This is a genomic window from Nonomuraea sp. NPDC003214 (assembly GCF_053590035.1).
Genome location: NZ_JBSFSX010000009.1, coordinates 339,064 through 362,190, shown reverse-complemented (window position 1 = coordinate 362,190; position 23,127 = coordinate 339,064). Strand labels below are relative to the sequence as shown.

Below are 23,127 nucleotides of genomic sequence, written 5' to 3'. Positions count from 1 at the left end.
TCCTAACTGGTCGGCTGGAGGACGACCTGGTGGCTGCCGGTCAGCGACGGCAGCCCGCCGGTGCCGGGGTCGGTGTAACTGGCGACGAAGACGCCGGTGAGCTCGTCGGTCTCCGGGTCGTGCCCGCCCGGTTCCGTCGTCTGGATGGAGCCCGTGCAGCCCCGGGCCGTGGTCTGCGGATGGCCGTGGTCGTCGTGGCCGAGGATGTAGTTCACGGTCACGTTCGCGCAGTCGACCGGCTGGTCGTCCGTCACCCGCACCTCGAACTCGACCACGTCGCCGAACGAGAACGAGTCCCCCGCCGCCGGGCGCACCAACTCGACGACCGGAGCGGCGTTGCCGATCACGATCCGCACCGACGTGGCCGCCGACATCCCACCGCTGTCGCTAACCCTCAGCGTCGCGTTGTAGAGGCCGTTCTCGGTGAAGGTGTACGTCGCCTCGGGCCGCCGGGAGTCGACCCGGCCGTCGGCGTCGAAGTCCCACGCGTAACGCAGCCGGTCGCCGTCCGGGTCCGTGGTGCCCTCGCTGGTGAACGTGACCGTGAGCGGCGCGTGCCCGTCGGTCTCCGACGCCTTCGCGACCGGGATCGGCGAGTGGTTGCCCCGGTGGCCGATGTAGTCGAAGCGCGACAGCTGGGCGTCCGGGTTCTCCCGGAAGTAGCCGTCGCCGTACTCCAGCACGTAGAGCGCGCCGTCAGGGCCGAACTCCAGGTCCATCGGGTTGTCGAAGACCAGTGACGGCAGTACGTCCTCGATCCGCCCGTCGCCGTGGAACGCCTTGACGTAGTCGCGGGTCCACTCGTAGAAGAGCGGGACGCCGTCGTAGTACTCGGGCCAGGCCACCGGCGCGCGACCCTTCGCGTCACGCGGGTCGAAGTCGTACGCCGGTCCCGCCATCGGGCCGATGCCGCCGGTGCCCAGCTCCGGGAACTCCTGCGACGCGCCGTAGGAGTACCACACCTGCGGCTGGACCACCGGAGGCAGCGCACGCGCCCCGGTGTTGTGCGGCGAGTCGTTCACCGGCGCCGCGCAGTCGAACGCCGCCCCGGACGTGCCCGTCCCGAAGTCGAAGTCCACGTACGGCAGCCGCGCCGTCGCGCAGTACGGCCAGCCGTAGTTGCCCGGCTCGCGGATGACCGCCCACTTGCCGGTCCCCGACGGGCCGCGCGCCGGGTCGGCCTCCCTCGCGTCCGGCGAGTAGTCGGCCACGTACAGGTCCCCGCCGGCCCGGTCCAGCTCGATGCGGAACGGGTTGCGCAGGCCCATCGCGTAGATCTCCGGCCTGGTGCCCGGCGTCCCCGGCGCGAACAGGTTCCCCTCCGGGATCGCGTACGAGCCGTCCTCCCCGACCTTGATCCGCAGCACCTTGCCGCGCAGGTCGTTCGTGTTGCCGGAGCTGCGTTGCGCGTCGAACGCCGGATTGCGGTCGGCCCGCTCGTCGATCGGGGCGAAGCCGTCGGAGAAGAACGGGTTCGTGTCGTCTCCGGTCGACAGGTACAGGTTGCCGTCGGCGTCGAAGACGATGTCGCCGCCGACATGGCAGCAGATGCCCCGGTCCACCGGCACGTCCAGGATCTTCTGCTCGGTGGACAGGTCGATGCTCGCGCGGCCGAACCGGAACCTCGACAGCCGGATCAGCCCCTCGAACGGCGCGAAGTCCGCCAGCGTCCCGGTGAACGGGGCGTCGCCCTCGTTCACGTCCGGCGTCGCCGGGTCGTCCACCGGCGTGTCGAGCGGCGGCGAGTAGTACAGGTAGACCCAGTCGTCCTTCTTCGAGCCCTTGCCGAAGCCGGGGCTCAGCGCGATGCTCTGCAGCCCCTCCTCGTCGTGCTGGTAGACGTCCAGCCGGGCGGCGAGCGTGTTCAGCCCGGTCTTCGGGTCGTGCAGCCAGACCTCGCCGGTCCGGGTGGTGTGCAGGACCCTGGAGTCCGGTAAGACCGCCAGGTCGACGGGCTCGCCGGGGCTGTCGTTGAGCGTCACCTTCTGGAACTGGTCATCGGGCGGCGCCTGAGCGCTTTTGCTGTCTGCATTCGGGCTGCTTCTTGCGGCCTGGGCGCTTCCTGCGGCCTGAGTGCTTCCCGCGGCCTGGGCGGCGGCGGCCGGCATGAGGATCGCCGCGGCAGACACGGCCGCGATCGCGGTTCTCACTCTCATGCCTCTCCCTTCGGTCGACGTGGAGGGATAAGAGGGAGCAAATATCGTGAATGTAACCGCGTTATGCCGATCGGGGAGGACCTAATTACCGGCAAACGCGCTACTTTCGCGGCCTATCGGACAAAGTGCAGCGCCGATTTGCCCCCATCCGGCGCGCAGGATGAGATGACCCGGTGATTTTCCGCATCCTCGGTCCCGTCACGATCGAGCCGGGCGACGCCGCCCGCCAGGCCGGGGCGATCAAACAGCGCACGGTGCTGGCCGCGCTCGTCGCCGACGCCGGACGGCTCGTCACCGTGGAAACCCTCATCGACCGGGTGTGGGGCGAGGCGCCGCCGACCTCCGTCCGCAGCTCTCTCTACGCGTACGTGACCCGCCTGCGCGCCCTGCTCGCCGGCATCGAGGACGTCTCACTCGTCCGCAGCCCCGGCGGCTACACGCTGCACGTCCCGCCCGGCCAGATCGACGCCGGCCACGCCCGCGCCCTCGCCGAACGGGCCGCCCGCGCCGGCGGCGAGGAACGGGCCGAACTCCTCGGCGAGGCCCTGAGCCTGTGGCGCGGCGTCGCCCTGACCGGCATCACCGGCGAATGGGCCGAACGTTACCGCCAGAACCTCGAACAGCAGCGGATCGCGATCGCCGCCGACTGGGCCGAGAGCGCGCTGCGCCTGGGCAGGAGCGGCGAGGTCATCGCCACGCTGACGCCGCTCCTCGTCGAGCACCCGCTCGCCGAACGCCTGATCGGCCAGCACCTGCGCGCCCTCCACCACAGCGGCCGGCACGCCGAAGCCCTCGCCGCCTACGCCGCCGCGAGCGAGCGCATCCGCGACAAGCTCGGCGTCGACCCCAGCCCCTGGCTGCGCGAGGTGCACGCCGGGCTGCTCCGCCAGGACACCGCGCCCCGAGGCGGCCCGCCGCCCGGCCGCCTCTCCCAGCTCCCGCCCGACATCACCGACTTCACCGGCGCCTCCGCCGGGCTCGCCCGCGTCCTGGCCGCCGCCGAAGGCGCCCAGCGGCCCGGCACCGCGCTGCCGATCGTCTACATCTCCGGGCGCAGCGGCGTCGGCAAGTCCACGCTCGCCGTCCGCGCCGCCCACCTGCTGCAGGAACGCTATCCCGACGGCCAGCTCCACATCGCCCTGCGCGGCGCCCAGGCCAGGCCCGTCACCCCCGCCGAAGCGCTCGACCGGCTGCTGCGCCTGCTCCGCGTCGAAGGCCACGACGAGAGCCTGCCCCTCGACGACAAGATCGAGCTCTACCGGCTGGCGCTCGCCTCCCGGCGCGTCCTCGTCGTCCTCGACGACGCCGCCGACACCGCGCAGATCCGCCCCCTCCTGCCCGGCAGCGCCACCTGCGCCGTGCTCGTGACCAGCCGCCGCCGCCCCGACGGGCTGCCCGGCGCCACCGTTGTCGAACTCGCCGAGATGACCGAGCCCGAATCGCTCGACCTGCTCCGCGCCATCGTCGGCCCCGAACGCGTCGCCGCCGAACCCGACGCCGCCCGCACCCTCGTCGCCCAGTGCGACCGGCTCCCCCTCGCCATCCGCGTCGTCGGCGCCCGGCTGCAACGCAAACCGCACTGGTCGCTGGCCCGCCTCGTGCACCGGCTGGACGACGAACGCCGCCGCCTCGACGAGCTGTCCATCGGTGACCTCGGCGTACGCGCCGGCATCAGCGCGAGCTGCGCCGAGGTCGGCGCCCCCGCCCTGCGCGCCTTCTGCCTCCTCGGTTACTTCGACCCGCCCGACTTCGACCTCCTCGTCGCCGCGTCCTTACTCGACCTCGGCCCGGAGGCGACCGAGGAGATCGTCGAAGAGCTCATCGACGCGCGCCTCGTCGAGCCCCTGCCCACCGGCGACGGCCGCACCCGCTACCGGATGCACGACCTCGTCCGCCTGTACGCCAAGGAACGGGCCGCCGCCACCATGCCCGAACCCGACCTGCACGCCGCCGTCACCCGGGCCCTGGAGAAGATGCTCGCCCTCTGCGAAGGGCTCACCCAGCAGCTCCCCATCGCGCTGCCCCGCCTCGGCCACACCGCGCCCGCCCCTCCCTGCGACGACGCCGCCCAATGGTTCCCCACCGCCGAATCGGCGCTCATCGTCGCCGTCGAACGCGCCGCCGAACTCGGCCTCGACACCCTCGCCTGCGCCCTCGCCGACACGCTCATCTTCACCTCCTTCGGCGGCTCCAACCGCTTCGCCGGCTGGAGCCGCACCCACACCGCCGCCCTCGCCGCCGCCCGCGCCAAAGGCAACCGCCGGGCCGAAGCCGTCGTCGAATGCGGCCTCGGCCAGCTCGCCTACAACGGCGACGACTTCGACGAGGCCGAACGCCACTTCCGCGCCGCGCTCCGCCTCTTCCGCGCCGAAGCCGACGAACGCGGCATCGCCGTCGCCCTCAACGGCCTCGGCACCGTCCACCGCGAGGTCGGCGAACACCACACCGCCCTCCCCCTCATGCAGCAGGCACTCGCCGCCCTCACCGCGCTCGGCGACGAGGAAGGCCTCGCCCACGCCCTCTACGGCATCGGCTTCTCCAACCGCGAACTCGGCCACGACTCCCAGGCCGTCTCCAGCCTCCGCGACGCCCTCACCCGCTACCGCGCCCTCGGCCACCGCCGCGGCGAAGCCCTCGCCCTGCGCGGCATCGGCCTCGTCCACCGGGCCCGCGGCGAGCTCGACGACGCCGAACGCCTCTGCTCCCAGGCCCACCGGATCATCCTCGACACCGGCGACGAAGTCCTCACCAACTACACCTCCCAGGCGCTGGCCAAGGTCTGGATCCGCCAGAACCGCCTCGCCGAGGCCGAACCGCCGCTCCGCGCCGTGGTCGCCTCCACCGCCCGCTTCCACGACCGCGTCGGCACCGGCCTCGGCCTGCGCACCCTCGGCGAACTCAGCCTCGCCGCCCGCCGGCCCCGCGAAGCCCTCTCCTGGCTCGGCCGCGCCCTCGAAACCTGGGACGAACTACGCCACCTGCTCTGGCGGGGCCGCACCCTGCGCGACGTCGGCGCAGCCCACGCCCTGCTCGGCGACCACACCCGCGCCGAACGCGCCTGGCGCGAAGCCGCCGACCTCTTCGCCCGCTTCCCCACCCGCGACGCCGCCGAACTCCCCACCTGGCGCACCCACTGGCTCAACCCCCCATTTCACAAGCCGTAGCCCCTGCGCTCTCTTGCCTCACGTACCTCTCTTCGCGATCCCGCCCGCTACGTCCCAACCCACCCACCGCTGGACCAGGAGCAGCCCTCTCACGGGCCCCCTCACGGGACCTCACCCCCTCACGGGAGCAACCCCCTCGGACACGACCTCCTCACGGGAACCAACCCCCTCACGGACACGACCCTCCTCACGGGCATCAGCCCTTCCTCACTGAACCAGCCACCCCACTGGACCAGCCCTCCTCACTCGGTCGGCCCTCACGGGGCCAGCCCCACCCCACCCCCCACCCCCGGATACTCGGGCCGTCGGCGAACATGAGGGAGTGACACCGGAGCCCAGGACAGCAGCAAGTGCACCCCGCATGACCGGACAGGCCAATCCCGCCACCCCTGTCCCACCCCGGGGCCAGGAGGCCGTGACGATGCACGTACACCCTGAGGAGCAGGCGTGAAAGTCCTGGTGGTCGATGACGAACCGCAGATCCTGCGGGCCCTGCGCATCAACCTGCACGCCCGCGACTACGAGGTGGCCACCGCCCCGGACGGCGCCACGGCGTTGCGCCGGGCCGCCGACTGGCACCCCGACCTGGTGCTGCTCGACCTGGGTCTGCCCGATATCGACGGCGTGGACGTCATCCACGGCCTGCGCGGCTGGACGAGCCTGCCGATCCTGGTGCTGTCGGGCCGCGCCGACAACCTGGACAAGATCGAAGCCCTGGACGCCGGGGCCGACGACTACGTGACCAAGCCGTTCGACCTGGAGGAGCTGTTCGCCCGCATCCGCGCGGTCACCCGCCGCACCGGCGCCCACGGGACGGAACCGGCCCAGGTGCGGATCGGCGACCACGTGGTGGACCTCGCGGGCAAGACCATCACCGGCGGCGTACGGCTGACCCCGACGGAATGGCACGTGCTGGAACTGCTGGCCCGCAACCCCGGCAAACTGGTCAGCCAGCGGCACCTGCTCACCGAGGTCTGGGGCAGCAGCGCCGTCAAGGAATCGCACTACCTGCGCCAGTACATGGCCCAACTGCGCAAGAAGCTGGAACGCGACCCCGCCCGCCCCGTACACCTGATCACCGAACCCGGCATGGGCTACCGCCTCAACCTCGACTAACCCCACCCCCAACACCCCGCCCCCACCACCCGGCCACCCGCACCGCCCCAGCCACGGCGGCATCCCGTCCCACCTCGCCAGGCACCCTGCACCTCCCCAGCCACGCCCCCGCCCCGACCAGCCGGGCGCCCTACCCACCCGGCAGGGCACCCGCCCATGCCCGCCCCGGGACCTCGTACGCCCCACCCCGCGGCACACCCCGCCCACGCCCGTCCCCTGAACCCCGGCCGCCCCAGCCCGCGCCACCCCGGCCAGGGCACCCTGCGCCACCCGGTCCCGGCGGCCGCCTGACCGGGGCCGCTCCCGACTGAGACGCCCAGCTCCCCCACGGTGCGCCGCCCGGCCCGGCACCCACAGACCCTCCCGTTCACCCGAGCGACGGAACTCAGCGGCGGAGCTCAGCGGCTGGAGCTCGGCGCCCGGCTCAGCGGCTGACGGCTCGTTTGTACAGGCGGATGGACAGGGGAACGAAGACGGCCAGGATCAGCACCGACCACAGCAGCGAGGCCGGCACCGCGTGCTGGAGCGGCCAGGCGTCAGGCACGGGCATGGCCGCGTTCGTGTTGCCGAAGAGCTCGCGGGCGCCCTGGATGATGGTGGAGACCGGGTTCCACTCGGCGACGACCTGCAGCGGCCCGGGCAGGCGGGAGCTGTCCACGAAGGCGTTGGAGAGGAAGACCAGCGGCAGCGACACCATGGTGGCGATGTTGTTGAACGACTCGGGCGTACGCAGCGTCAGTGCGACCGCCACCGTCACCCACGAGAACGCGTACGAGAACAGCAGCAGCATCAGGAAGCCCAGCGCGGCCTCGTACGGCGACGAGTGGACCCGCCACCCGACCAGCAGCCCGACCACGGCCATGACGGCGATGCTGGTCACGTTCATCAGCACGTCGCTGAGGGTCTGGCCGGCGAGGACCGCCGAGGGTGACATCGGCAGCGTGCGGAACCGGTCGAAGATGCCCTTCTGCAGGTCGAGCGTCAGCGTGTAGCCGGTGATCTGGGTGCTGGTGACGATCGCCTGGACGAAGATCCCGGGGATCATGTACTCGCGGTAGGACATGCCGCGCAGTTCGATCATGCTGCCGATCACGTACGCGAACAGCAGCACGAGCACGATCGGGAGCATGACGACGCCGCCGAGCAGGTCGGGCGCGCGCCGGATCTTGAGTGCGTTGCGCTTGGTGATGGTGAGGCCGTCGGCGACTGCCATCTGGAGGGAGTTCATCGGCTGGGTTCCTTCGTCGTCTCGTGCCCGGTGAGGGTGAGGAACACGTCGTCCAGCGTGGGACGGCGCAGACCGGCGTCACGCACGGCGACGCCTTCGGCGGCCAGCTTGGACAGGGCGTCGTTGAGCGACGCGGCGCCGCGGAACGCCGGGAGGGTCACCCGCAGCGCGGTGTCGTCGGTGACGGCGTGCGGGGCGAGCACGCGTTCGATGGTGGCGAGGTCGGCGGTGCTCGTCGCGGTGAGCTCGACACGGTCGCCGCCGACCTGGTCCTTGAGCTCGTCGGCCGTGCCGAGGGCGATCACCCGGCCGTGGTCGACGACCGCGATGCGGTGGGCGAGCCGGTCGGCCTCCTCCATGTACTGGGTAGTGAGCAGGAGCGTGGTGCCGGCGGCGACCAGCTCGGCGATGACGTCCCAGAGACCGGCGCGGGCCCTGGGGTCGAGACCGGTGGTCGGCTCGTCGAGGAACAGCACCGGCGGGCTCGCCACCAGCGCCCCGGCGAGGTCGAGCCGGCGGCGCATGCCTCCCGAGTAGCCCTGCACGGGGCGGTCGGCCGCCTCGGTGAGGTCGAAGCGTTCGAGCAGCTCACGGGCGCGGGCTTTGCTGCGTTTCGTGCCGAGGTGGTAGAGCCTGCCGACCATCTCCAGGTTCTCGGCGCCGGTCAGATGGTCGTCGACGGCGGCGTACTGACCGGACGCGCCGATGTGGGACCGCAGCTTGTCGGCGTCACGCACGACATCGAACCCGGCGACCGACGCGCGGCCGGCGTCCGGTTTGAGCAGCGTGGTGAGAATGCGCACGGTCGTCGTCTTGCCTGCCCCGTTGGGGCCGAGCAGGCCCAGCACCGTGCCCTCGGGCACCGCCAGGTCCAGGCCGTCCAGGGCGGCCACGTCGCCGTACTTCTTGACCAGGCCTTCAGCCATGATCGCGGGGGGCATGGGTCTTCTCCTTCCGGTCAGCGCGGCCCACCTCTGGGTCTGCCTTCTTTTCGGTTCGTTGCGATTTCGGGCACAGCCTCCGGCCCCGGACCCGGACCCGGCTTGACGCCTACCGGGACCCTCTGTGTCGCCGAGCTTGGAGGTCGCGGAGCTTGGAACCTTCGAGGGACGGCCCCTCCGAGGCTCGAAGATCGCGGGGTTCGGAGATCGCCGGGTTCGGAGAGCACGGGGCTGGGGCTGAGACGGGGGCGAGGGCTGGGGCTGGGGCGGGCGTGAGGCTGCGGTGGGGGCTGGGGCTGGGGTGAGGGCTGGGGTGGGGGCTGGGGTGGGGGGCTGGGACTGGGGGCTGGGGCGGAGGCTGAGGGGTGGCGAGTGGGGGGACATGGGAGGTTGTCGAGGGACACCGGGATGGGTGGGCTGGGGCGGTGACGGGTGCAGGGACCTGGGCGTTGCCGGGACCTGGGCGTTGCCGAGGAAAGTGGAGTGGCGGCGCTGCGGTGAGCGGTGCCGGGACGGGGGGTTATGTGGGCGGGCGGGGCGGTCTCTGGTGGGAGCCGTGGGGGGTGCGGCATGGGGTTAGTGGGGGGTTGGGGTGGCTCGGCGGATGTGTATGTCGCCGTAGGCCGTGTGGGCGCGGAGTTCGGCGGTTTCGTCGGCCTGTCCGGGGCCGCTGGTGGGGGTGAGGCCGATGTGTGCGTTGCCGTAGTCGGTTCGGACGTCGAGGTAGGCGGCGGTGCCTGCGCGGATGCCGGCTTCGACGGCGCCCGAGGCGGTTTCCAGGCTGATCTGGCCGCGCACCACTTCGCCGATGCGGACGTTGCCGGTGGCTGTCTTGGCGGCGACGTCCGAGAGGGCGCGGTCCACGGTGATGTCGCCGTGGGCGGTCTTCATGCGCAGGTCGCCGGTCACTTCGCCGAGCGTGATGTCGCCGTGTGCGGTCTTGATGGTCGCAGCGCCGTCGAGCCGGTTGATGCGGATGCCGCCGTTGTCGGCGGTGATGTCGGCGGGACCGGACCTGGCCACGGTGATGTCACCGTTTCCGGCGTGAACCTGCAGTCTGCCGGTCTCGTCGAGCCAGACGTCGCCGTCGGCGCTCTGGAACCGGCAGTCGCCGAGGCGGCCCTCGCACCGGAGCTCGCCGGTGGTCTTGACCTCGGCGCGGGAGCCCGTCGGCAGCTCGATCTCCACGTCGATCGACTCGCCGCCCCACAGCAGCCAGCGGAACGTGGCGGGCGGCGAGCGCACCAGGAGTCTGCCTCGGGAGTAGTCGATCTCGACCTGGTCACTGGTGTCGTGGTGGGCGGGCCGGATGCGTACGACGGTGTCGGCACGGTCGGTCGCGTGGATGCGGACGTCGGCCATGTGGAGGTCGACGGTGGCCAGGATCGGAGCGGGAGTGTCGAAAGTCGGCATGCTGGGTGGCCTCACGGATGGGGTGGTCGGATGGGACAGGCCGGCTAGCTCACCCAGCCGGTGTAGTGCCGGCCGCCCGGCGGATCGTCGGACCTGACCGCCTCGCCGGGCTCCAGCGCTGCGGAGATGGCGCGGACGAGCCAGGCGTTGACCGAGAGCCCGTCGTGGCCGGCCGCCTCCTCGATGCGCGACTTGAGGTGCTCGGGCACGCGCAGGGAGATCCGTGACGTGCCGCCCTCGTCGGCGTCGGGGACCGGGGCGCGTACGCCCATCGCGACCTCCACCGCGCCGGCGAGTGCGGAGCGCAGCGTGCTCTGCGGGGACGCGGGGGCAGGTGGGGTGTGCGCCGGCCGCACGACGAAGTCGGCGTCGCGCCCGCGCAGGCGTACGTCGACCGAACCCGGGGCGAGGTCGCGCGTGATCTCGCCCGCGGCGGTGGACAGCGCGTCGAGCAGGGTGAGCCGGACGGCTGATTCGAGCGGTGCGGTGAGTCGCTCGGCCAGCTCGCGGGCCTCGGGGCCGCCGGCCTCCGCGGCGACCGCCAGCTCTCTGCGGAGTTGGTCGACGAAGGGCGTGAGATTCATGACGCCATGATGACGCCATGATGGCGTCAACGCAAGCGGGGTTGTGACATCATGAGGGCGTCATGGGGTCGGCGCGGGGTCGCGTCCGGTATTTCGGGGAGGCCGGACCGGCCATGAGCACCGAGGAGTCGTTATGCGGCGGACCGGCTGGGCAGCGGGCGGTGAGGGCCTGAACAGGGGAGGACCATCGTGGGGGAACACACGCCAGAGCACGACCCTCGATCCCGCTTCGAGGACGAGGGCATCCCGGACCTCCAGGACGGCACGCCCGAGCAGCAGTGGGCGGTCGATCCACAGGAGGCGCCGCTGCCCGGCGACGAGCCGATCGCCGTCGACGACTACGGCACCACGGTCGACGAGCAGATCCAGGGCGAGCCGCTGGACGGCCGGCTGGAGCGGGAGGTGCCCGAGGACCAGCCGGTGTTCGGCGCGGACGAGCCACGGGGCCGCGATGGCGGTGGCGATGCCGGGACCGATCGGGTCACCGACGAGTCGGGGCTGGGTGTCGGCTCGGATCTCGACACCGACCGGGAGGCGGACAGCGGGGTCGAGGAGGGCTGGCCGGCACAGCCGGAGGAGCCTTCGGGCCAGGTGTGGGACGACCCGCGGCGGGCCGGTCGGCTGGTCGCGCCCGACGAGGGGGCGCACGGCGACATCGAGTCCGACGAGGTGGCGCGGGAGGTCGGTCCCGACAGCGGCGGCTACTCGGCGGAGGAGTCGGCCATGCGGGTGGAGCCCGAGTAAGGGAGGTGGGCCACATGACGGACAAGAAGGACCGCGACAAGCGGCGCGAACAGGACAAGGGCACCACGTTCGATGCCGACCTGCACAACATGGGCGGCGACATCGGCCCGGCCTCGATCCGCGGCTCGAACGCGAACCCGGGCAAGCCGGGCGACGACGCCGAGCCTTCCAGCGGCTATGCCGAGCCCATGGGGTACGTGACCGGCCGCGACGACGAGTGGCCGGTGACGGCGGGCTCCGACGAGAAGGCGGTCGCCAGCCGTACGGACGAGGTCGAAGGCCACGTCGAGACGCTGGGGCCGAGCCCGCACCCGATGCCGCCCGACGCCGTGGAGCCGCAGGGCGAGGGCGGTGACCCCGGCTTCCGTGTGCAGGGGCCGGTGGACGAGGCCGAGCACGGCATGATCGACGAAGGCGAGGACGAGACCCCGGCCGCCGAGCCGGACGGCGGGCACGTGGGCGCGGCGGTCGACTGGGTGCCCTCGGACGAGGACGACCCTGACGCCGGTTCCGGTCGCACCGACGCCGACGACGGCGGCTACCTGCCCGGGGAAGGCACCGGCTACGTGGACCGACCATGACAGCCGACCGTCACATGCCCGCTGGTTGGGAGGCCGTGCCGACCGCATGAGGGGTCTCGCGCCACCCGAACGGGTCACATCGGGGACGGTTGACGCCGACTGACCGCAGTTGGATGCCCACCGTACGCGGCTGGCGCCGACCGTACGGGGCTGGGCGTGGGGGGTTGGTGTTGCCGTTCGGGCTGCTCCGGAGCGGGGTGGGTCAGGTAGGGCGCTGGGATTCCAGGCCGTTGAGGAGGGCTTCCAGGCCGAATTCGAAGGTCTGGACCGGGGCCGTCGCGTAGTCGGTGGGGGTGGGGGCTTCGACTCGGCTGCGTAGCCGGGGGAACTGTTTGGCGATCTCGGCGGCCTTGCCCAGTGTCTCCTGGAAGGCCGCCGCGGCGTCGCCGCCGTCGCGGGCGAGGCGGCGGGTGAGGGACGCCTGCGCGGCCACGCCGAGCACGCAGCCGAGGACGAATGTGAAGACGGCGCCGGCCGCCCGGTCGGCGTGCGCGCCGGTGAAGCCGCCTTTCTCGTAGACGGCGAGGCTGCATTCGTCGTAGCGGGCCTTGCTCACCCCGTAGAACAGGTGCGACCCGAACGCCTGGACGAGCCACGGGTGCCGGCTGAGCATGTCGTGCAGGCCGGTGGCGAGCTCGGTGGCGGCGGCGCGCCAGCCGACGGCGTCGACGTCGGGCAGCGCGATCTCGTCCCAGACGCGGTCGCCGACGAGCAGGATCAGGTTGTCCTTGCTCTGTACGTGCCAGTAGACGGCCGTGGCGGCGGAGCCGAGGCGTTTGCCGAGGTTGCGCATGTTGAGGCCGTCGAGGCCCTCCTCGTCCAGCAGCTCGATCGCGGTCTCGACGATCTGTTCCTTGGTCAGGGTGTCGCGCGGCATGCGGCCACGATACTGGACTTGCACTTAGTTCAAGCAGCCGGTTACAGTGCTCTTGCACTTAGTTCAAGTCCGACCCGAGGAGCCCCCGTGAACACCGTCATCGCCATTAGCCAGCTGCTCGTCGCCGCCGCCTTCGTGAGCATCCCGATGGTCCGGCACCGCTACGGGGCCACCGCGATGGCCCGCGCGCAGGCCGAGCTCCAGCGCCAGGGCGTGCGCACCACCGTCCTCCACGAGAACGGCATGCGCTTCGACGCCGGCGGCCACGAGACCGCCGTCCCCGCCACGGTCGCCGCGATCATGGCGGTGGTGGCGGGGCTCAACCTGTTCGGCCACGCCTGGGCCCCGACGCTGACGTGGATCTTCCAGTCGCTCGTCCTCGTCGGGAACTGCGTCATCCTCTACAGCCAGCTCACGGCCGAGAAGTCGGTACGCGCGGCCTTCCAGCGCAAGGGTGACCCGATGCTGGCCAGGATCGACGTCGCCGCCCTGCTCAAGGCCGCCGAGGACGGCTTCCCCGCCTGGACGTGGACCCTGCAGAACGTCCGTCACGTCGTCGTGTTCGGCGCCTCGATCCTCGGCCTCGTCCTGGTCGCCGTCTGAGCCGGCGACCCGATCAAGCGAACGATCCCGATTAAGCGAACGACCCTGCGCAAGTGAACGAGCCAGAGCAAATAGACGACCCCGAGCAAGTGAACGAGCCTGCGCAAGTGAACGACCCCGAGCAAGTGAATGATCCGATCGAGTGAGTGAGTCGTCATGCCGGTTACCGTCGCTCTTGCCGCCACGCTGCAACTCCTGCTGGCCGCCACCTTCGTCGTCATACCGGTGGCCGCCTGGCGCACCGGCGGCCGGGCCCAGCGCGCGGCCGAGGCCGAGGCCGCCAGGCAGGGCCACGCGCCCGACGTCCTGGCCCGGCACGGCATCAGGTTCGAGGAGCGGGCGCCGGAGCTCGCGCTCGCGCTGGGCATCGCCGTCGTGGTGACCGTCCTGGCCGGGCTCAACCTCACGGGGGCGGGCCGCGTCCTGTCCTGGGTTCTCGAACCGGTCATCTTTCTCGCGGTCGGCTTCGTCACCGCGAGTCAGGTGTTCGCCGTCCGCTACACCGAGGCCGCGTTCGCGAGGTCGGGCGACCCCGCCGTGCGGGAGATCGACGCCCGTGCCGTGATCGCCGCCGCGAGCGGCGGCTTCCCGTCCTGGCTCCGCCCGCTCGTCCTGGTGCGCTTCGGGCTGGCGACGCTGGGCTCGGTCCTCGTCATCATCCTGCTCTCCACCCCGTCGGCCGACGCGTACTTCTCCTGACGTGGTCTTTCCGCGTTGACCAGGTGACCGGGTGGACGATCCGGGTACGCGCTCAGAAGCCCCCACGAAACGGAACGCGGAGGACCGCACGATGCTCCTTGTCAACCGAGAGTGTGTACGGCGGCTGCTGGACGCGCCGGACCCCGACACGGTCCTGGTCTTCGTCCGGGGCGACTGCCTGGTCATGCCGGCGGCCCAGGTGGACGACACCCATCGCAGCCTGGTGATCGCCCGGCGGGCGGACGTGGCAGGGCTGCTTCCCGGCGACACGGTCACCGACGAGCAGCTCGACGAGGTGGCCACCCGGCTCGACAACGTCGCCAGGGACCTGGCCGGTTAACCCCGGACAGGGTCAACCGCCGCGCGCGCAGCGGTGGCTCTCCCGCATCAGCGGCCACACGCGGCCGTCGCTGCCCTCGATCAGCTCCGACATGCGGTTGGGCACGTACGCGAAGGCCAGGCCGGTGTCCGGGTCGGCGAAGGCGAACGCGCCCGTCGCGCCGGCGTACCCGAAGGCGTTGGGCGCCCCGAACGGCGGCCACATCGGCCCGCCGGGCAGCATGAACCCGGCGCTGTAGGCCGTCTCCAGCCGCAGGACCAGGTCGCGCCCCCGGGCCTCGACCGCGCGGGCGCGGGCGGCGGTCTCCGGGCGCAGCAGCCTGATGCCGTCCACCTCGCCGATGAGGGCCGCGTACAGCCTGGCCAGGCCGGCCGCGGTGCCGACGCCGCAGGCGGAGGGCACCTCGGCCCGATACAGGCGTGAGCCGCCGAGCAGCTCGGGGGTGAGGACCACGCTGCCGTAGGTGGCGCGGTGCAGCAGGGAGGCCGGCGAGCAGATCGCCCGGTTGAGCTCGTGGAGCTCGGGGTCGGCCCGGCCGTTGCGCACCTCGCCGGCCGTCGGGGCGACCACGCTCGCGAGCCGTCCCTCCTGGTGGGCGGGGATGCCGATGTGCAGGTCGAGGCCGAGCGGCGCGGCGATCTCCCGGGCGAACAGCCGTCCCACGGTGAGGCCGGTGACGCGGCGGACGACCTCGCTGACCAGCCAGCCCAGCGTGAGGCAGTGGTAGCCGTGGGCGCTGCCCGGCCGCCAGGCGGGTCTGGCGCAGGCGAGCGCGTCGGCGACCGGGCTGCCGCGTTCGATGTCGTCCAGGGTCAGCGGCGGGTCGATGACCACGACGCCGGAGCGGTGGCCCAGGATCCAGCGCAGCGGCATCGCGCCCTTGCCTTCGGCGGCGAACTCCGGCCAGTAGTCGGCCACCGGCGTGTCGAGGTCGAGGATCCCCCGGTCGACCAGCAGCAGGAGGGCCGCGACCGCCATCCCCTTGGTGGTCGAGGCCAGGAGCGCGAGCGTGTCCTGCCGCCACGGCCGGTCCTCGGCGGCCAGCCCGCCCCACAGGTCCACGACGGGCTCGCCGTGCTGGTAGACGCAGAGGGACGCGCCCAGTTCCCGCCCCTCGGCGAAGTTGTCCGCGAAGCGGTCCCGCACCGAGGTGAAGCGCGGGTGGCAGATCCCCCGGATACCGGCCACGGGCTCCGGCTACCCCGGTGACCTGCGGACAAACGACCGCTTACCTGGCACGTAATTGTGGCGCTTCCCTCCTGTCGCGGATTCTTGGGGCGACAACCGGAACCCGGGAGGACACGATGACCGCTTACGCCGTGGCGCATCTGAAGACGCCGAACCCGCACCCCGACGTGCTGGAGTAAATGGAGCGCATCCAGGCGACGCTCGACCCGTTCGGCGGGCGGTTCCTGGTGCACGGGGCGCAGGTGGAGGTGCGCGAGGGCGACTGGCCGGGGACGATCGTGATCATCGGCTTCCCCGACCTGGACGCCGCCAGGGGCTGGTACGACTCGCCCGCCTACCAGGAGATCCTGCATCTGCGCACCGATCACATCGACGGCGCGGCGCTCCTGGTGGAGGGGGTCGGGCCGGACTACGACCCGGCGAAGACCGCGGCGGCGCTACGGCAGTAGCCATACCCGTATGCGCATGCTTTGAGCGTTTCGCGCCTCCCGTTGCGTACCTCCAGACGGCAGATCCCGGTTATCTGGAGGTACGTCATGCCCCGCAGAGTCGCCCTGCTCGCCGCCCTCACGCTCACCCTGACGGCCGCCCCGGCCGCCGCGCAGGCCACGACCGCGCACGACCCGGGCCCGGTCCGGTGGTCCGCCACGGACTCCTGGCCGGAGCGCAGGACCGTGCTGCAATACTGGACGCCGCAGCGCCTGCGCGCGGCTCGGCCGCTGTCGTCGCCCGAGCCGCGCCGCACCGCCCGCTCCGACCGGCCGACGCGCGGCAACCCGTGGGCGACGCGCGGCACCTCGTTCACCCGGTCGGCCGCCGAGCTGGCCAACAGCCCCGGCCTGCGGTGGACCGACGGCGGCGCCATCGTCCGCACCACCGGGCGCGTCTTCTTCACCACCGCGGAAGGCCAGAACTCCTCCTGCTCCGGCACCGCCGTGACCAGCGCGAACGAGAGCGTGGTGATGACCGCCGGGCACTGCGTCAAGCTGAACGGCGCCTTCCACCGCAACTGGGTGTTCGTCCCCGGCTTCGCCAACGGCCGCGCGCCGTTCGGCGCCTGGGTGGCGAGCCGCCTGCTGACCACCCAGCAGTGGAACGCCCGCGAGGACATCAACTTCGACGTGGCCGCCGCCGTGGTCGCGCCGTTGCAGGGCCGGACGCTGACCGACGTGGTGGGCGGCCAGGGCGTGGCGTTCAACCAGGCCAGACGGCAGCAGATGTTCTCGTACGGGTTCCCGGCGGCGGAGCCGTTCGACGGCTCGTCGCTGATCTTCTGCAGCGGCCGCGCGTTCGACGACAGCGTCATGACGCGGGACCTCGGGCTGCGCTGCCGCATGACCGGCGGTTCGAGCGGCGGCCCGTGGCTGCAGGGCTTCGACGACTCCACCGGCCTCGGCTGGGTGACCTCGGTCAACAGCTTCAAGTACGACTTCGCGCCCGACTTCATGTTCGGCCCGTTCTTCGGCAACGAGGCGATGGCCGTCTACCAGGCGGCGCAGCGGACCGACGCGACCTGAGCTCCGTTTTCCGGCTGCTGTACCGTGAACCCGGCCGGAAGAGGGAGAAGCGGTGAGAACGAGGGCGCCGGCCCTGCTCGAAAGGTTCCAGCACCCCGCGCAGGTGATCGTGACCGGGTTCGCGGCGGTGGTGCTGCTGGGCACCGGCCTGCTGATGCTGCCTGTGGCCGCGGAGTCCGGGGAGTCGACGGACTGGGTGACGGCGCTGTTCACCGCCACGTCGGCGGCGTGCGTGACCGGGCTGGCCGTGGTCGACACGGCGTCGCACTGGTCGGCGTTCGGCGAAGTGGTGATCGCGCTGCTGATCCAGGCCGGCGGGCTCGGGATCATGACGCTGGCCACGCTGTTCACGGTGCTGCTGTCCGGGCGGCTCGGGCTGCGGGCCCGGCTGTTCGCGCAGGCCGAGACGAAGACGCTGCGGATGACGGACGTGCGCACGGTGGTGCGCAAGGTGGTGCTGTTCAGCCTGGCCTGTGAGGCGGTCGTGGCCGTGGTGCTGACCGGCCGCTTCCTGATCGGCTACGGCGAGCCGTTCGGCAGGGCGGTCTACCTGGGCGTCTTCCACGCGGTGTCGTCGTTCAACAATGCCGGGTTCGCGCTGTGGGCCGACAACCTGATGGGGTTCGTCACCGATCCGTGGGTGAGCCTGACCATCGCGGTCTCGGTGATCGTGGGCGGGCTCGGCTTCCCGGTCTGGTTCGAGCTGCTGCGCGATTGGCGGCATCCCGGCCGGTGGTCGGTGCTGACCAGGATCACCGTGTGGGTGACCGTGATCCTGCTGGTCGGGGGCACGCTGGTGTTCCTGGCCACCGAGTGGCGCAACCCGCGCACGCTGGGCGGGCTGGACGACCCCGGCAAGGTGCTGGCCGCGTTCTTCGCCGCCGTGATGCCGCGCACCGCCGGATTCAACAGCCTGGACATCTCGGCCATGTATCCGTCGAGCTGGCTGGTCACCGACCTGCTGATGTTCGTCGGCGGCGGCAGCGCGGGCACGGCCGGCGGGATCAAGGTGACCACGTTCGGGCTGCTGGCGTTCGTCATCTGGGCGGAGATGCGCGGCGAGCACTCGGTGCACGTGGGCAACCGCCGGCTGCCGGAGTCGGTGCAGCGCCAGGCGGTCTCGATCAGCCTCATCGGCGTGGCACTGGTGGCGGTCTCCACCTACGTGCTGCTGGTGCTGACCCCGTTCAGCCTGGACCGGGTGCTGTTCGAGGTCGTCTCGGCGTTCGGCACCACGGGGCTGTCCACGGGGATCACCGCGCAGGTCGGAGTGGCGGGGCAACTGCTGCTGGTGGTGCTCATGTTCGTCGGCAGGACCGGGCCGCTCACGCTCGGCTCGGCGCTGGCGCTCAAGGAGCACACCCGCCACTACCAGCTTCCGGACGAGAAGATGATCGTCGGCTGACGTCTCAGTGGTGGAAGGCGTGCACCACGGCGTGGCCCTTGCCCCGGCCGATGATCCACTTGTTGATCGGCGTGGTCACCAGGAACGCCACCAGCAGGGCCACGGCCAGCGCGCCCCAGAACAGGCCCGAGGCCAGCCCGGCGTCCATAGCGCCCGGGATGGCGACCATCACGCCGTTGTCCACGATCTCCATCACGAGGATCGACACCGTGTCGGCGGCCAGGGCCAGCTTGATGGCCTCTTTCCAGGAGAGACCGGCCCGGCGCAGCGGGATGAGGGTCAGCAGGTAGCCGAAGAAGAAGGCGAGCACGACGGCCAGCGCGATGGACGGGACGGTGTGCCAGCCGAGCGCGGTGGCGATCACCAGGCCGAGCACCTCGCCGATGGCGCATCCGGTGAGGCAGTGCAGGGTGGCCGAGGCCGCCATCCGCCAGGAGACCTTCCCCGGCCCACCGTGAGCGTGCTCCCCGTGCTGATCATGTCCGTGCTGACCATGTTGTGCGTGATCGTGATGGTTGTGGTGGTTGTGGTGGCCGCCGTGCTCGGACATGCTGTTTGTACCCCTTAGTCGTATCTCGGCGGCGACAGTAACATACCCCCCTAGGGTTCTACAATATTGTCGGTAGCGATCTCTAATGTCCGCCGCATGACACATCAGGAGGCCGTCTGGGAGGCGGTCCGCGCCCTCGTCATCGGCCGCGACACCGGCGCTCTGGCCGACCGCCTCATCGCGCTCACCGACACCGAACGGGCCGACGTGGCGGGCCGGCTGCCCGGGTTCGTCAAGGAGCTGCGCGAAGGCTTCGCCCGGCCCCATCGGGACGACGCCGACGAATGGGACCTCCGCTGGCTGGTCAGCGACGCGATGGAGAGCCACCTGGCGGCGCTGCGACTCGTGGGCGCGGGCACGATCCCAGGCCCGGCGGGCGCGGTGGCCTGGCTGACCCGGCGCGAGTTCAACCCCCGCTGGGCGCCCGACACCGGCTGGCCCGACCTGGCCCGCGTGCTGGTCACCCGCCCGGCCGCCTGGCGGGCCGACGTCGCCGCCCGGCTCGCGCGGAAGATCCGCAGGCCCGGCGACCGCACCGTGCCCCTGGTGCTCGCCCTGCTGCGGAGCTGCGGCGGCGACCCTCCCGCGCACGACCCGCTGGTGGTCGCCTGGCTCGCCGCCGGCGTCGTGCCCGGCGACCCGCTGGCCGCCGCGCTGCTTCCGCGGATCTTCGACGCCCAGGGCGCCGGCCGCACACTGCGCGACGAGCGGCTGACCCCCCGGCCGACCGCCTGGCTGTCCCTGCTCGCCTCCGGCGCCCTTCCACGCGAGGCGGTCCTCGACGGCTGCGTGGGCCGCTTCCTGCGCGGCGGTGACGCCCTCGACCTGCGCTTCTTCGTACGCCTGCACAAGCTGGTCGATCCCACGCCCGAGGAGTCCGCCGCCCGCTCGCGCGACTACCTGCGGCTGCTGCCCGCCGCTCCCGGCACCGTCGCGGAGCTGGCCCTGGCCCAGGTCCGCCGCACCGGCCCGCACGACGCCGCCGACGTCGCCGAGGCGATCGGCGCGCTGACCTTCCGCGCGGAGGCCAAGCTGGCGCTCGCCGGCCTGAGCTGGCTGGACGACGAACTGCGGCGCACCGCGTCCCGGACGTCCCAGAAGGCCCGGACCTCGCGAGCCGACAAAGCGGCCGCCGCGGCCAGGGCCGACGAGCTGGCCCCGGCGCTGGCCACCGCGTTCGCGCACCCGTCCTACCAGGTGCAGGAGCGCGCGGCCCGGCTCGCGCTCAAGCACGCCGCCGCGTTCGGCACGGGCGGCGCCGCCGTGGCCGAGGCGGTGTCCCTGCTGCCCCCGGACCTCGGCCGTCAGGTGGCCGAGCGGTTCGGGGGCGACGCGACGCCCGAGGACCCGGCCGAGCCGTTCACCCCGCTGCCGCTGCCCGTGCTCGCCCCGCCCGGCCCGTTCCCGGAGCCGACGCTCGCCGCCGACGGCTGGGCCGTGCAGCGCTGGGAGACGGCCGAGAGCTGGCTCGCCGCCTTCGTCGAGCAGGCGGCGCGCGACCGGGCCGCCCTGCGCGCGGCGCTGACACGCGCGACCCGTTACTCCTATCCGGGCCTGTACGAGAGCCCGTGCTGGCTCAGCCCCGGCCAGTGGATCGGCGCTCTCGCCGACGAGGTGATCGCACCGGGCTCCGATCCGGGCGTGCCCGTCGGGAGCCCGGTTGACCCCTGGGAGTCGGTCTTCACCGCCATGCGCGTCATGCCCGAGCCGGAAGAGGCGCAGCAGCCGGCAGCGGTGTTCGGGGGGTTCTTCACGCAACTGCTGGGGGAGATCGCCTCCCGGCTCCACGGCAGCGCGCCCGCCCCGGTGAGGCGGCACCACGACCGGCTGCCGGAGCCCGGGATGGCCGCGCCGCCCCACCTGTTCGTGCTGCGCCGGCTCGCCGAGCTCTACGCGGCGCTGCGCGAAGGCGCGCTGCCGCCGGTGCTGCTGGCGACGCCCACCCTGGCCACCGGGCACCTCGACCCCGCGGTGCTGGTCGACCGGCTGGAGGCGTGCGCGGCGGCGGGGGTCGAGCCGCTGCCCGCCGACCTGGCTCAGGCCCTGCTGCGGCTGCCGCGCGGCGCCTGGCCGGAGGCCGCCGAACGGGCCGCGCGGGTGGGGTCGCGAGGTGCGGCGCGGGCCGCCGCCTGGCTGGCCGGAGGCGGCCTGCCCGATCCGGTGACGGGGCTGGAGTGGGGCTACCGGCTGGGCGCCGTGGACCACGTGTTCGACGACGACCACGTGCCCGAACACACCGACGACGTCTGGGTGCGGCCCGTCCTGCGGGCCCGGCCGACCGGCGACGAGCTGATCGACGAGCTGCTGCGCGAGCCCCGGAGGTGGAGCTGGGGCGATCATGCCGACACCGTCGGCTGGTGGCCGGCGATCCTCCCGTCGCACCGCGAGGTGGTCGCCGTCAACCTGCTGCCCTGGCTGTTCGGCAGAGGGGCCGCCGGTGCGACGCTCGCGGCCCTGGCGCAGGCGGGCGGGCCGGCCGGAGAGGCGACCGCGATCAACCTGGCGCGTTCGCTGACCCGTCCCGACGGCGAGGCGGCGCCGTTGCTGTTACGGATGGCCGCCCGGGGCGACCTGCCCGCCGAGGCGGTCGGCCGGCAGCTCGCGCACTTCGTCCGGCGCACCCGGCGCGAGGTCCGCCCGGCGTTCGGCGCGCTCGCCGACGCGGCCAGGCAGGGCGCGCACGCGCAGGTGTGGGAGATCGTCAAGGCCATGCTGCCGGGCCTCCTGGCCGAGGGCGAGCGGCCGGCCGCCGTCCACACCGAGGCGGTGACGCTCGCCGTCGACGTGGCGGCCTGGGCGGGCGCGCGCGACGAGATCCCCGCGGTGACGGCCTGGGCCACGAGCCGCAGCCGCAGCCGCTTCGCCCGCGAGTGCCGCCGCCTGCGCGACCAGTTGAGCGGCGCAAGCCGCTGAGCCCGGCATCGGACGAACGGCACGGTAGGCGAACGGCACGGTAGGCGTACCGGAAGCGCCGTCCTAGGCTGGGCGCATGGATCTTGACAGCGCGCTCTGGGACGCCGAGCCCGGCTGGCTCAACACCGCCTCGTACGGGCTGCCGCCCCGCCGGGCGTTCGAGGAGTTGCAGGCCGTGCTGGCCGACTGGCGGCACGGCAGCTCCGACTGGAAGCCCTGGGACGCCTCCGTGGGCCGCTCGCGCGCCGCGTTCGCCCGGATGGTCGGCGCCGCCGCGGAGGACGTGTCCGTCGGCTCGACCGTCTCGCAGATCATGTCCGCCGTGGCCACCGCGCTCCCGCCGGGCGCCGACGTGGTCGTGCCGGAGATCGAGTTCACCAGCAACCTGTTCCCGTGGGCGGTGGCCGCCCGCGTCAGGACCGTTCCCGCCGACCGGCTGGCCGACGCGATCACCGCCTCGACCGGCGCGGTGGCGTTCAGCCTGGTGCAGTCGGCGACCGGCGAGGTGGCGCCGCTGGCCGACATCGTCGCCGCCGCCCGCGACCACGACGCGCTCGTCATCGCCGACGGCTCCCAGGCGTGCGGCTGGCTCCCGGTGGACGTCGACGGCGTCGACGCGCTGGCCTGCGCCGCGTACAAGTGGCTGATGGCGCCGCGCGGCGCGGCGTTCGGCTACCTGTCGCCGCGCCTGCGCGAGCGCATGCGCCCGCTGGCCGCCAACTGGTACGCCGGGGCCGACGAGGGCGGCTCCTTCTACGGCCCGCCGCTGCGGCTCGCGGGCGACGCGCGGGCCTTCGACCTGTCGCCCGCCTGGTTCTGCTACGTGGGGGCCGCGCCAGCGCTCGAACTGCTCAACGAGATCGGCGTCGAGCGCGTCCGCGACCACGACGTGGCGCTCGCCAACCGCTTCCGCGCCGGACTCGGCCTCGAACCGTCCGACAGCGCGATCGTCTCCGTCGACGCGCCTGGCGAACGGCTGGAGGCGGCCGGCATTCGGGCGGCGGTGCGGGCCGGAAAGGTCCGCGCGAGCTTCCACGCCTACACCACGACCGCGGACGTGGACCGCGCGCTGGACGCCCTGGGCGCCCCATAACACCGCGATAGGGGG

Annotated in this window: 20 protein-coding genes; 12 read left to right on the top strand and 8 right to left on the bottom strand. The window is 72.6% G+C overall.

Annotated elements, in window-relative coordinates; genetic code table 11:
- Positions 1-2 precede the first annotated feature (2 nt).
- A complete protein-coding gene (locus tag ACWDXC_RS29585) occupies positions 3-1,982 on the bottom strand; it encodes a PQQ-dependent sugar dehydrogenase (protein ID WP_449987044.1) in 1,980 nt (659 codons plus the stop codon).
- Between the two features lie 347 nt (positions 1,983-2,329).
- Here ACWDXC_RS29585 and ACWDXC_RS29580 point away from each other — a divergent pair, with 347 nt between their 5' ends.
- Together ACWDXC_RS29580 and ACWDXC_RS29575 are read left to right on the top strand one after the other, a co-directional pair.
- On the top strand, positions 2,330-5,320 hold the full coding sequence (locus ACWDXC_RS29580) for a BTAD domain-containing putative transcriptional regulator (RefSeq protein WP_449987042.1): 2,991 nt from the start codon (positions 2,330-2,332) through the stop codon (positions 5,318-5,320).
- Positions 5,321-5,767: 447 nt separating this feature from the next.
- Positions 5,768-6,436 (top strand): response regulator, encoded by a 669-nt coding sequence (locus ACWDXC_RS29575; RefSeq protein WP_449987040.1) that lies wholly within the window; start codon positions 5,768-5,770, stop codon positions 6,434-6,436.
- 424 nt (positions 6,437-6,860) lie between these two features.
- Here the strand turns inward: ACWDXC_RS29575 and ACWDXC_RS29570 are convergent, their stop codons facing one another.
- The 4 genes from ACWDXC_RS29570 to ACWDXC_RS29555 form a co-directional block, all read right to left on the bottom strand.
- Entirely contained in the window at positions 6,861-7,664 is an 804-nt protein-coding gene (locus ACWDXC_RS29570; RefSeq protein WP_449987038.1) for an ABC transporter permease, read from the bottom strand.
- A complete protein-coding gene (locus ACWDXC_RS29565; RefSeq protein ID WP_219518064.1) occupies positions 7,661-8,605 on the bottom strand; it encodes an ATP-binding cassette domain-containing protein in 945 nt (314 codons plus the stop codon). Before ACWDXC_RS29565 ends, ACWDXC_RS29570 begins: the two co-directional genes overlap by 4 nt.
- Before the next feature lie 576 nt (positions 8,606-9,181).
- Positions 9,182-10,018 (bottom strand): DUF4097 family beta strand repeat-containing protein, encoded by an 837-nt coding sequence (locus ACWDXC_RS29560; RefSeq protein ID WP_449987035.1) that lies wholly within the window; start codon positions 10,016-10,018, stop codon positions 9,182-9,184.
- 44 nt (positions 10,019-10,062) lie between these two features.
- On the bottom strand, positions 10,063-10,602 hold the full coding sequence (locus tag ACWDXC_RS29555; protein ID WP_219518061.1) for a toxin-antitoxin system HicB family antitoxin: 540 nt from the start codon (positions 10,600-10,602) through the stop codon (positions 10,063-10,065).
- A 189-nt stretch (positions 10,603-10,791) separates the two neighbouring features.
- On the opposite strand from ACWDXC_RS29555, the gene ACWDXC_RS29550 reads away from it, so the two are divergent.
- Both ACWDXC_RS29550 and ACWDXC_RS29545 read left to right on the top strand, forming a co-directional pair.
- Complete coding sequence (locus tag ACWDXC_RS29550; protein ID WP_449987033.1) at positions 10,792-11,346, top strand: DUF5709 domain-containing protein; 555 nt, start codon at positions 10,792-10,794, stop codon at positions 11,344-11,346.
- Positions 11,347-11,360: 14 nt separating this feature from the next.
- Entirely contained in the window at positions 11,361-11,927 is a 567-nt protein-coding gene (locus ACWDXC_RS29545; RefSeq protein ID WP_449987031.1) for a hypothetical protein, read from the top strand.
- A 202-nt stretch (positions 11,928-12,129) separates the two neighbouring features.
- Here ACWDXC_RS29545 and ACWDXC_RS29540 read toward each other — a convergent pair whose 3' ends face one another.
- On the bottom strand, positions 12,130-12,804 hold the full coding sequence (locus ACWDXC_RS29540) for a TetR/AcrR family transcriptional regulator (RefSeq protein WP_449987030.1): 675 nt from the start codon (positions 12,802-12,804) through the stop codon (positions 12,130-12,132).
- An 87-nt stretch (positions 12,805-12,891) separates the two neighbouring features.
- On the opposite strand from ACWDXC_RS29540, the gene ACWDXC_RS29535 reads away from it, so the two are divergent.
- From ACWDXC_RS29535 to ACWDXC_RS29525, 3 genes are all read left to right on the top strand, one after another.
- Positions 12,892-13,407 (top strand): hypothetical protein, encoded by a 516-nt coding sequence (locus tag ACWDXC_RS29535; RefSeq protein ID WP_449987028.1) that lies wholly within the window; start codon positions 12,892-12,894, stop codon positions 13,405-13,407.
- Positions 13,408-13,563: 156 nt separating this feature from the next.
- Complete coding sequence (locus tag ACWDXC_RS29530; protein ID WP_449987026.1) at positions 13,564-14,106, top strand: hypothetical protein; 543 nt, start codon at positions 13,564-13,566, stop codon at positions 14,104-14,106.
- Positions 14,107-14,197: 91 nt separating this feature from the next.
- A complete protein-coding gene (locus ACWDXC_RS29525) occupies positions 14,198-14,446 on the top strand; it encodes a hypothetical protein (RefSeq protein ID WP_219518054.1) in 249 nt (82 codons plus the stop codon).
- Positions 14,447-14,458: 12 nt separating this feature from the next.
- Here the strand turns inward: ACWDXC_RS29525 and ACWDXC_RS29520 are convergent, their stop codons facing one another.
- Entirely contained in the window at positions 14,459-15,634 is a 1,176-nt protein-coding gene (locus ACWDXC_RS29520; RefSeq protein WP_357583369.1) for a serine hydrolase domain-containing protein, read from the bottom strand.
- A gap of 179 nt (positions 15,635-15,813) precedes the next feature.
- Between ACWDXC_RS29520 and ACWDXC_RS29515 the strand changes: the two genes are divergently transcribed.
- From ACWDXC_RS29515 to ACWDXC_RS29505, 3 genes are all read left to right on the top strand, one after another.
- Entirely contained in the window at positions 15,814-16,083 is a 270-nt protein-coding gene (locus tag ACWDXC_RS29515; RefSeq protein WP_449987024.1) for a DUF1330 domain-containing protein, read from the top strand.
- Positions 16,084-16,170: 87 nt separating this feature from the next.
- Complete coding sequence (locus ACWDXC_RS29510; RefSeq protein WP_449987022.1) at positions 16,171-17,151, top strand: trypsin-like serine peptidase; 981 nt, start codon at positions 16,171-16,173, stop codon at positions 17,149-17,151.
- Positions 17,152-17,203: 52 nt separating this feature from the next.
- A complete protein-coding gene (locus ACWDXC_RS29505; RefSeq protein WP_449987020.1) occupies positions 17,204-18,556 on the top strand; it encodes a TrkH family potassium uptake protein in 1,353 nt (450 codons plus the stop codon).
- Positions 18,557-18,560: 4 nt separating this feature from the next.
- Here ACWDXC_RS29505 and ACWDXC_RS29500 read toward each other — a convergent pair whose 3' ends face one another.
- On the bottom strand, positions 18,561-18,983 hold the full coding sequence (locus ACWDXC_RS29500) for a DUF4396 domain-containing protein (RefSeq protein ID WP_246646831.1): 423 nt from the start codon (positions 18,981-18,983) through the stop codon (positions 18,561-18,563).
- A gap of 219 nt (positions 18,984-19,202) precedes the next feature.
- On the opposite strand from ACWDXC_RS29500, the gene ACWDXC_RS29495 reads away from it, so the two are divergent.
- Both ACWDXC_RS29495 and ACWDXC_RS29490 read left to right on the top strand, forming a co-directional pair.
- Positions 19,203-22,019, top strand: coding sequence for a hypothetical protein (locus ACWDXC_RS29495; protein WP_449987018.1), 2,817 nt, complete (start codon positions 19,203-19,205; stop codon positions 22,017-22,019).
- Between the two features lie 76 nt (positions 22,020-22,095).
- Positions 22,096-23,112 carry an aminotransferase class V-fold PLP-dependent enzyme gene (locus ACWDXC_RS29490; RefSeq protein WP_449987016.1) on the top strand — a complete coding sequence of 339 codons (1,017 nt, stop codon included), beginning with the start codon at positions 22,096-22,098 and terminating at the stop codon, positions 23,110-23,112.
- Positions 23,113-23,127 lie beyond the last annotated feature (15 nt).